This window comes from Rhodopirellula europaea 6C, from assembly GCF_000338295.1.
Taxonomy (GTDB): Bacteria; Planctomycetota; Planctomycetia; order Pirellulales; family Pirellulaceae; genus Rhodopirellula; species Rhodopirellula europaea.
On sequence record NZ_ANMO01000222.1, the window covers coordinates 23,688 to 32,070 of the forward strand.

The 8,383-nt window shown below is 55.3% G+C and carries 6 protein-coding genes; all 6 read left to right on the forward strand.

The window, feature by feature from the left end:
- Nucleotides 1-179: 179 nt before the first annotated feature.
- The 6 genes from RE6C_RS23945 to RE6C_RS23970 all read left to right on the forward strand — a co-directional run bounded on the left by RE6C_RS23945 (nt 180) and on the right by RE6C_RS23970 (nt 8,343).
- The gene (locus RE6C_RS23945) at nt 180-1,745 is read left to right on the forward strand and encodes a DUF1593 domain-containing protein (protein ID WP_008660757.1); all 1,566 of its coding nucleotides are present in this window, start codon (nt 180-182) and stop codon (nt 1,743-1,745) included.
- Between the two features lie 89 nt (nt 1,746-1,834).
- Nucleotides 1,835-3,202 carry a pectate lyase gene (locus RE6C_RS23950; protein WP_008660758.1) on the forward strand — a complete coding sequence of 456 codons (1,368 nt, stop codon included), beginning with the start codon at nt 1,835-1,837 and terminating at the stop codon, nt 3,200-3,202.
- Nucleotides 3,203-3,397: 195 nt separating this feature from the next.
- On the forward strand, nt 3,398-5,290 hold the full coding sequence (locus tag RE6C_RS23955; RefSeq protein WP_236618476.1) for a glycoside hydrolase family 127 protein: 1,893 nt from the start codon (nt 3,398-3,400) through the stop codon (nt 5,288-5,290).
- A 47-nt stretch (nt 5,291-5,337) separates the two neighbouring features.
- Nucleotides 5,338-6,336, forward strand: a complete 999-nt coding sequence (locus tag RE6C_RS23960; protein ID WP_236618477.1) for a pectate lyase family protein — start codon at nt 5,338-5,340, stop codon at nt 6,334-6,336.
- Nucleotides 6,337-6,489: 153 nt separating this feature from the next.
- Nucleotides 6,490-7,182, forward strand: coding sequence for an orotidine 5'-phosphate decarboxylase / HUMPS family protein (locus tag RE6C_RS23965; RefSeq protein ID WP_008660763.1), 693 nt, complete (start codon nt 6,490-6,492; stop codon nt 7,180-7,182).
- 132 nt (nt 7,183-7,314) lie between these two features.
- A complete protein-coding gene (locus RE6C_RS23970) occupies nt 7,315-8,343 on the forward strand; it encodes a zinc-binding dehydrogenase (RefSeq protein WP_008660764.1) in 1,029 nt (342 codons plus the stop codon).
- Nucleotides 8,344-8,383: the final 40 nt, after the last annotated feature.

Genomic DNA, 8,383 nt, shown 5'->3' on the forward strand with positions numbered 1-8,383 from the left:
AATCCCATCACATGCAATGAAGTGGTACGAGCGGTTCGTCAAATTGCGAGTGATGCCTAAACGACTTCTTTGCAAAGCAGACGTGGTGTGAGCATTTGGTCGTTAGTCGCGGCAATTGCCCGCAGGCTCGTGTCTGTCCGCAGATTTCGTAAACAGCAAACTTGTTTTCAAACGCCCTCATGATTGAACCTTCTCGAAAAGCAGCTCTCGTCTACCTCTTCACTGTGTTGATTTTCGCGATCGCGGCTTACCGTCCAGTGAACACGGCCGGTTCCGACAACCAACTCGGGAGCGATGAAAACTCGCGGTCTGCAGACACGAACGCTGTCCCCGCCAAGAATCAATCCTCGGAAGCCTTTCGCGATCCATCCGTCAATCCTGCCGCGAAGAAAAAACCACGCGTGCTAGTCACCAGTGATGGCGAGATCGATGACCAGTGTTCGCTGGTGCGATTCCTCTTGTACGCCAATGAATGGGACATCGAAGGGATCATCACATCGAGTTCCCAGTACCACGCTCATGGACATCGATGGCCTGGCGACGATTGGGTCCAACCATACTTGACGGCCTACTCCAAGGTCTATCAAAACCTTGTCCAGCATGACCCGGAGTATCCAACCATTGAATTCCTTCAGTCACGCACGCTGCTCGGGAACGTTCGAACGGAAGGTGAGATGGATGAAATCACCCCCGGATCGCAACACATCGTCAAGGTCTTGTTGGATGAAACCGACGACCGACCAATTTGGATTCAAGCCTGGGGTGGCACAAACACCATCGCTCGCGCCCTGCAGACAATCGAGTCGGAGCATCCGGACCAAGTTGAATCCGTGGCAAACAAGATGCGGTTCTTTTTCATCTGGGAACAGGACTCCACTTACCAGTCCTACATTCGACCACGCTGGGGCAAGCATAACATTCCAACGATCATCTCCGATCAGTTCATTGCGATCTTCTACCACTGGAAGAAATACCTCCCCGCTGAGCAGCAATCCTTCCTTGCCGGGTCGTGGATGCGTCCCAACATCTTGGAAGACCACGGCCCTTTGTGCGCACTGTACCCAGCCCACAAGGGAGACGACAAAGGTTTTGACGCAGGTGATTTTCGATCCGAAGGTGATTCGCCCGCCTTCCTGCATACGATTCCGGTTGGACTGCGGAGCATGGAATCACCGGGCTGGGGCGGTTGGGGCGGCCGGTACGTCAAAGTCCGCGAGAACACTTGGTTGGATCCAGTCGCGGACTCGACTTACAGCTATCCCGATGGCCGTTGGTACGGAGACTCCGCCTGGGGACGTTCGCGGCTTCGCGAAAACAGGCCAAACGATGCGGAGCTGACGCTGTACGTCAAACCCATTTGGCGATGGATGGAAGCGATGCAAAATGACTTCGCCGCCCGAGCAGATTGGTGCATCAAGTCATTCGCCGAGGCCAATCATCCACCCATTGTAAAGCTTGCAACGCCACTCGACTTGCAGGTTCAAGCCGGCAAGGAAGTGAGTTTGAGTGCACATGGATCGAGTGATCCCGACGGAGATCAACTGAGCTACCGTTGGTGGCACTACCAAGAAGCGGGCACTTTCCCACACACCATCCAGATCCGTGATGCCGCCCAACAAGACGCCTCGTTCAGCGTGCCCAAGTCGGCTCGGCAAGGCGAAACCATTCATCTGATCTGTGAAGTCACCGACAATGGGACGCCCGCATTGACTCGCTACCAACGCGTCCTCATCCAAGTCAAATGACGAAGCCTCTGTTTACTCGTCGCGAAAAACGACAGAGACCTTTTCTATCGAAAACTGCCACCTCCCCACACTTCACCAAGTCCCCATCCATGACTCGTCCTTTCCTCAATGTGATCGCCATCGTTGGCGTCCTGTTCATCACCGCGGATGTTTCCGCGCAGAAGCCTTTGGCCTTTCCGACCGCAGAAGGATACGGAAAGTACACGACGGGCGGTCGCGGCGGCCAAGTGTTCGAAGTGACCAACCTCAACGATTCCGGTGAGGGCAGCCTGCGGGCCGCGGTGGAGGCGAAAGGCCCGCGAACAGTTGTTTTTCGAGTGTCCGGAACCATCAAGCTGAACAGCGACCTGCGAATCAAAAACCCGAACATCACCATCGCTGGCCAAACCGCCCCCGGAGACGGAATCTGCCTCCGAGGTTACCCGCTGATGATCAGTGCTGACGAAGTGATCATCCGATACATCCGAGTCCGATTCGGCGATGAATCGGGAAAAGACGCCGACGCGATCTCGGCCAGGTACGTCAAGAACTTGATCCTCGATCATGTGTCGGCTAGTTGGAGCGTTGACGAAACGATGTCCATCTACCACTGCGAAAACGTCACGGTTCAGTGGTGCATGATCACAGAGAGTTTGTTCGACTCCAATCATTCCAAGAGCAACCACGGTTTCGGCGGCATTTGGGGATCCAATCACAGCACCTACCACCACAACCTGATCGCACATCATTCCAGTCGCGACCCTCGGTTCGCATCCGGATGCGGCAACACGGATTACCGCAATAACGTGGTGTACAACTGGGGCTATCGCAGTTGCTATGGAGGCGAAAAGAGACAGAACGACAAGTTCAATTTCACCAACATCAACATGGTCGCCAACTACTACAAACCCGGCCCGGCGACGGATCCAGCCAGGGCAGCAGAACTGGCCGAACCGTCGTCTCGAGGCCCCGACGACAAAGGTCATTGGTATGTCGCCGACAATGTGATCGAGGGCAGTCCTTCCGTCTCAGCAAACAACTGGAGTGGCGTTCGCGGATCCAACTACATCCAGCTCGATGAACCCTGGGACGCAATGCCGATCCACCAACAAACGGCTCAAGAAGCGTACGAATCTGTTCTGCAGCATGCGGGAGCCTCTTTACCGAAACGAGATCCGATCGATTCACGCATCCTCCAAGAAGTCCGTGAAGGCACCGCGACTTACGAGGGTGTCTATAAAACGAAGAAACGTGTCGGCAGCAACTCTGAAATCACTGGCATCATCGATTCGCAGGAAGACGTTGGTGGTTGGCCAGAACTAGAAAACGCGTCCACGGCTCCGGACACGGACCACGACGGTATCCCCGACGCCTGGGAAACCGCGCATGGAATGGACCCGAATGACACCAACGACGGCAACCAAATGAACGCCGACGGCTACACCATGTTGGAACAGTACATCAACAGCATTCAATAGGCGTTTTTAACAGCAACGCTCTTGACGCATTCGTTTTACCTCGCAACCACCGTTGAATACGGACCACGCTTCATGCGAATTGCTTGCAAAATTCTTTCAATCCATGTTGGCTTCTGGCTGCTTGCTTGCAATGCCACTGCTCAGCCGATCGCATCTCCCCCTTTCCGCTCCGTTGAACCGATCGCGATTGGAGAGGTGAACTGGACTGACGGTTTTTGGGCTCAACGTCTGGAAAGCTGTCGTCGCAAGACCATCCCAGCGATGTGGGAAATCATGCGGGGAACGCAGTACAAGCCCTACCTGGAACATTTCCGCATCGCCGCGGGACTGTCGGAAGGCAGGTACCGCGGCGCGTCGTTCAATGACGGTGACTTCTACAAATGGATCGAAGCAGTTTGCCTGCTGCAAGCCGTCGACAAGGACCATGTCTGGGATCAACGACTTGATGAAATCATCACGATCATAGAAAAGGCACAGCGAAGCGACGGTTACCTCCACACGCCCGTCCTGATCGCAAACCGAAATGGTGATGACAGTGTTCAACCGTTTGGTGATCGCTTCAATTTTGAGATGTACAACATGGGGCATCTGATGACGGCGGCATGCGTCCATCATCAGGTGACGGGCAAAAATAGCTTGCTTCGCATCGCCCAGCGAGCCGCTGACTTTCTCGACGATGCGTACCGCAACCCAACGCCTGAACAAGCCGGGCACGCGATCTGCCCGTCACACTACATGGGACTGTTGGATCTGTATCGCACCACTGGCGAGTCTCGTTACCTGGATCTCGCAAAACGATTGGTCGAGATGCGTGACCTGACAATGGACGGAGGTGACGACAATCAAGATCGCATCCCGTTCACCCAACAAACCGAGGCGGTCGGCCATGCCGTACGAGCCACCTACCTCTACGCGGGAATTGCTGACCTTTATGCGGAAACCGGCGACAAAGCCTTGTGGTCATCGCTGGAGACCATCTGGCGAAACGTCGTTGACAAGAAAATGTACATCACGGGCGGTTGTGGTGCCTTGCATGACGGTGCCTCTCCCGATGGTTCCAAAAACCAGCGCGAAATCACTCGCGTCCATCAAGCCTTCGGCCGCAACTACCAACTCCCCAATGCGACGGCCCACAACGAAACCTGTGCGAACATCGGCAACGTGCTTTGGAACTGGCGGATGTTTCTCGCCAGTGGCGAAGCAAAACACATCGATACGCTGGAACTGGCACTTTACAACTCTGTTCTGTCAGGAGTTGATCTCAACGGAACGAACTTCTTTTACATTAACCCGCTTCGACAATCTGACATGGCACCGGTGGCACTGCGATGGGCCGGCGGACGAAAACCGTTTGTCACATCGTTCTGTTGCCCACCCAACCTAGCGAGGACAATTGCTGGTGTTGGCCAATACGCCTATGGCAAATCCAACGACACGGTCTGGGTCAACTTGTACGGAAGCAACACGCTGGACACAAAACTGATTGACAGTGGCCACGTTCGCATCGAACAAACCACCGGCTACCCGTGGGACGGACGCATTGAAATCACCATCGCAGAATGCCAGAACCAACCGATGTGTTTGAAGCTGCGAATCCCCGGTTGGACCACGACGGCCACTGTGAACATTGATGGTGTTCCAACCGACGCCAAAATTGAACCGGGCAGCTACGTTTCATTGAAACGAGTCTGGAGTCCGGGCACAGTCATCGAACCGGACTTTGCAATGCCCGCACGTCTCATCGAATCGCATCCTCTCGTGGAAGAAACCCGCAATCACGTGGCAATCAAACGCGGCCCCGTCGTTTACTGCTTGGAATCTGTCGACCTTCCCAACAACACCTCGCTAGCAGCGATTCGAGTCCCGGAAGACGTGAGCCTGAACCCGCGTTTCGATCCTGAACTTCTCGACGGGGTCACCGTCTTGGACGGCGTCTTGAACCGAAGAGAAGACGATGAATGGGGAGACCACCTGTACCGTGAATTCAATTCGGCGACGACTGTCCCTGTAACGCTGCAGCTCATTCCCTATTTCGCTTGGGCCAACCGTGGCAATTCTGAAATGTCGGTTTGGTTGCCTCTCGATTGAACCTGCCCACAACCATCAACTTCCACCGCTTTATGGCGAACCTCAGCATGAACAACCATCCGTCCATTCCACTACTTGCCGAACTTCTGTCGCTCGTCTTCGCCGGCCTCGTCTGCACGCCCCTTGCTTCAGCCGAGGAAAACAACGCTCCCATCGGATGGGCCTCGGTCAGTGGTCGCGGAGTCGAAACGACAACTGGAGGGACAAATGGTGATGTCGTGACAGCCCGCACCGCGAAGGAATTGGCCGAGTATGCGTCTCACACCGAACCACTCACCATTTTGATCGAAGGAACGATCACCGGAGATGGCGAAGTGAAAATCGCGTCCGACAAAACGCTTCTCGGTTTGGGCGAATCCACATCACTCAAGAACATCGAGCTGAATATGAGTGGTGTATCGAACGTTATCATTCGTAACCTCCACATTTCGCATGCCCGAGACGCGATCGCATTGCGTCGAACCCATCATGTATGGGTCGACCACTGCGACCTGTCGGAATGCGGCGATGGCTTGCTCGACATCACCCACCAGTCCGACTTTGTGACCGTTTCCTGGACACGTTTTTCAAAGCATCACAAAACAATGTTGATCAACAGCGGCACCAGCCAACCTGAAGATTCAGGTTACCTCAACACGACCATCCATCATTGCTGGTTCGATGGTTCCGACACTCGCAATCCGCGTGTGGGCTACGGGAAAGTTCACGTGTTCAATTGTTTGTACTCCCGCAACGACTACGGGATCGGATTGCATTCACAGTGCTTGGTACTCGCCGAACGCAACCACTTTGATCAAGTGAAAAACCCGATCAAGCAAATGTATCGGCCGGATCCAACAGACATCCATCATGGTTTCTGTGAATCGGTGGAGAATGTTTTCCAGGATTGTCGAGGCACGCAGGATGACGAAGGAAAGAGTTTTTCCGCGAAGGAATTCTATGAATATGATTCCGCCATGGATGAAGTTGATCATGTTCCGGAGATTGTGAGAATGAACGTGGGGCCCAAAAAACACATCGGCAAAGCCGCGGCACAAGGGCAATGAGTCGCTGAAGGTGAATTCTTTGGGGAGGACCAGGGGACGCAGGCTCGGGTGAACGCGGACTCGTAGGACGAGGACCTAGCAACCCCGGAATGGGATACAATTCGGGCCTCCCGCCTGAACCCCACCATCCCTCCCACCTTACGAGGCCGCGACATGCGTCCGATCGTTCAGATTTCGTTGGACCTAACCAACATTGATGAAGCCCTGGAAACCGCCGAGCTTGCCATGCGCGCCGGCGTGGATTGGTTGGAAGCCGGCACACCGCTGATTCTCGCGGAAGGCTTGCACGGCGTGCGTGAACTTCGCGCCGCGTTTCCCGAAACGCCGATCGTCGCCGACCTCAAAACGATGGACGGCGGGTACCTCGAAGCCGAGATGATGGCCAACGCCGGCGCGACCCACGTCGTGGTGATGGCCCGGGCTCACGAAGAAACCATTCGCTGCGTCGTCAAAGCGGGTGCTGACTTTGGTTGCGAAGTCATGGGCGACAACATGGTCAGCGAAGACATGGTCGCCGGTGCCAAACGATTGGAAGACCTGGGCTGTGGCTTTGTCATCCACCACATCGGCTACGACGAACGCCGAGGCATCGCGGCTCGCGGCGATCGCATGCCAAGCCCGCTCGACCAATTGCGTGAAGTCGTGGAAGCGGTCGAGGTTCCCGTTCAAGCCGTTGGTGGTTTGTCGATTGAACAAGCCATCGAATGCCCCAAGTACGGCGCACCTTTGGTGGTTTTGGGAGCACCGCTGACGATCGATGCCGACGCGTTTCGCACCGCCGATGGTGATCTGGAATTCTCCCTGCGAATGATCTGCGATGCCGTGCATGCACAAGAAGTCGGCTAACAGCGACAACTAGCTCTCTGTCATAACCCGCAGCGCGAGCAAGGGATGGAGTTGCCCAGAACTCCTCGCGATTGCTCTCGTATTATCAGACGTTCCGAATCTTCTTCACTTCGTCAATCAACAGGCAACCCCATGCAATCCGCCGCGGTGGTGAACTACGCTCCGGAACCGAATTCCGTCGAAATTCGCGAAATCGATCGTCCTGAGATCGGCTCACAAGATGTCCTGTTGGAAGTCTCCCACGTCGGCGTCTGCGGCAGCGATCTTCATCAATGGACCGCACATCATTCTTGGCCGGTGAACTACCCCGTGGTTCTGGGCCATGAATTTGGCGGACACGTCGTGGAAACGGGAAACGACGTGGAGGGCTGGAACGAGGGCGATCGCGTGGTCAGCGAAACGGCTGCGATCATCGATTCCAACAACCCCATGACGCGGCGTGGCCTCTACAACTTGGACCCAACACGCAAAGGGTTTGGCTACGGAGTCAACGGTGCAATGACTCGCTATGTTCGCGTTCCCTCGCGAATTTTGCACAAGGTTCCCAAGTCGCTCGCGTTTGAACACGCTTGTCTGACCGAACCATGCTGCGTCGCTTACAACGCAGTCGTTCGCAACGCACGCATTGAACCGGGCGATCGGGTCATCGTGATGGGCCCCGGCACGATCGGCATATTGTGCGCCGCCATGGCCCGACTTTGCGGTGCCGAGGTGGCTCTGGTTGGACTGGAATCCGACCGACATCGATTGAACATCGCGGAAGAAAACTACGGCTGCCACGGCATCGTCGGTGATCCCACCAACTGGGCCAACGAGCGTGATGGGATGGGATGCGACGGCGTGATCGATGCCGCCGGATCCAGCGTCACGCTGGAAATCGCCATGCAAGTTGTGCGACCGGCAGGATGGATCAGCAAAGTCGGTTGGGGACCACAACCGCTCGACTACAACCTGGATCCACTGGTTCAAAAGAATGTGACCTTGCAAGGAAGCTTCAGCCACAACTGGCCGATTTGGGAACGCGTCTTAGCTTTGCTCACAAGCGGACAACTGAACGTCGCACCAATCATCGGAGGCATCTGGCCGATCGATCAGTGGCAGACCGCTTTTGAAAAAATGCACCGCGGCGAAGTCGTCAAATCGGTGCTCCAACCCATTTAATCCCAGGTGGCATAGGCTTCCAGCCAATTGTGTTCGGCAT

Bases quoted from the DNA above. Each gene is read 5' to 3' on its own strand.
- RE6C_RS23945 (WP_008660757.1), top strand. From the start codon at position 180: ATGATTGAACCTTCTCGAAAAGCAGCTCTCGTCTACCTCTTCACTGTG.
- RE6C_RS23950 (WP_008660758.1), top strand. From the start codon at position 1,835: ATGACTCGTCCTTTCCTCAATGTGATCGCCATCGTTGGCGTCCTGTTC.
- RE6C_RS23960 (WP_236618477.1), top strand. From the start codon at position 5,338: ATGAACAACCATCCGTCCATTCCACTACTTGCCGAACTTCTGTCGCTC.
- RE6C_RS23965 (WP_008660763.1), top strand. From the start codon at position 6,490: ATGCGTCCGATCGTTCAGATTTCGTTGGACCTAACCAACATTGATGAA.
- RE6C_RS23970 (WP_008660764.1), top strand. From the start codon at position 7,315: ATGCAATCCGCCGCGGTGGTGAACTACGCTCCGGAACCGAATTCCGTC.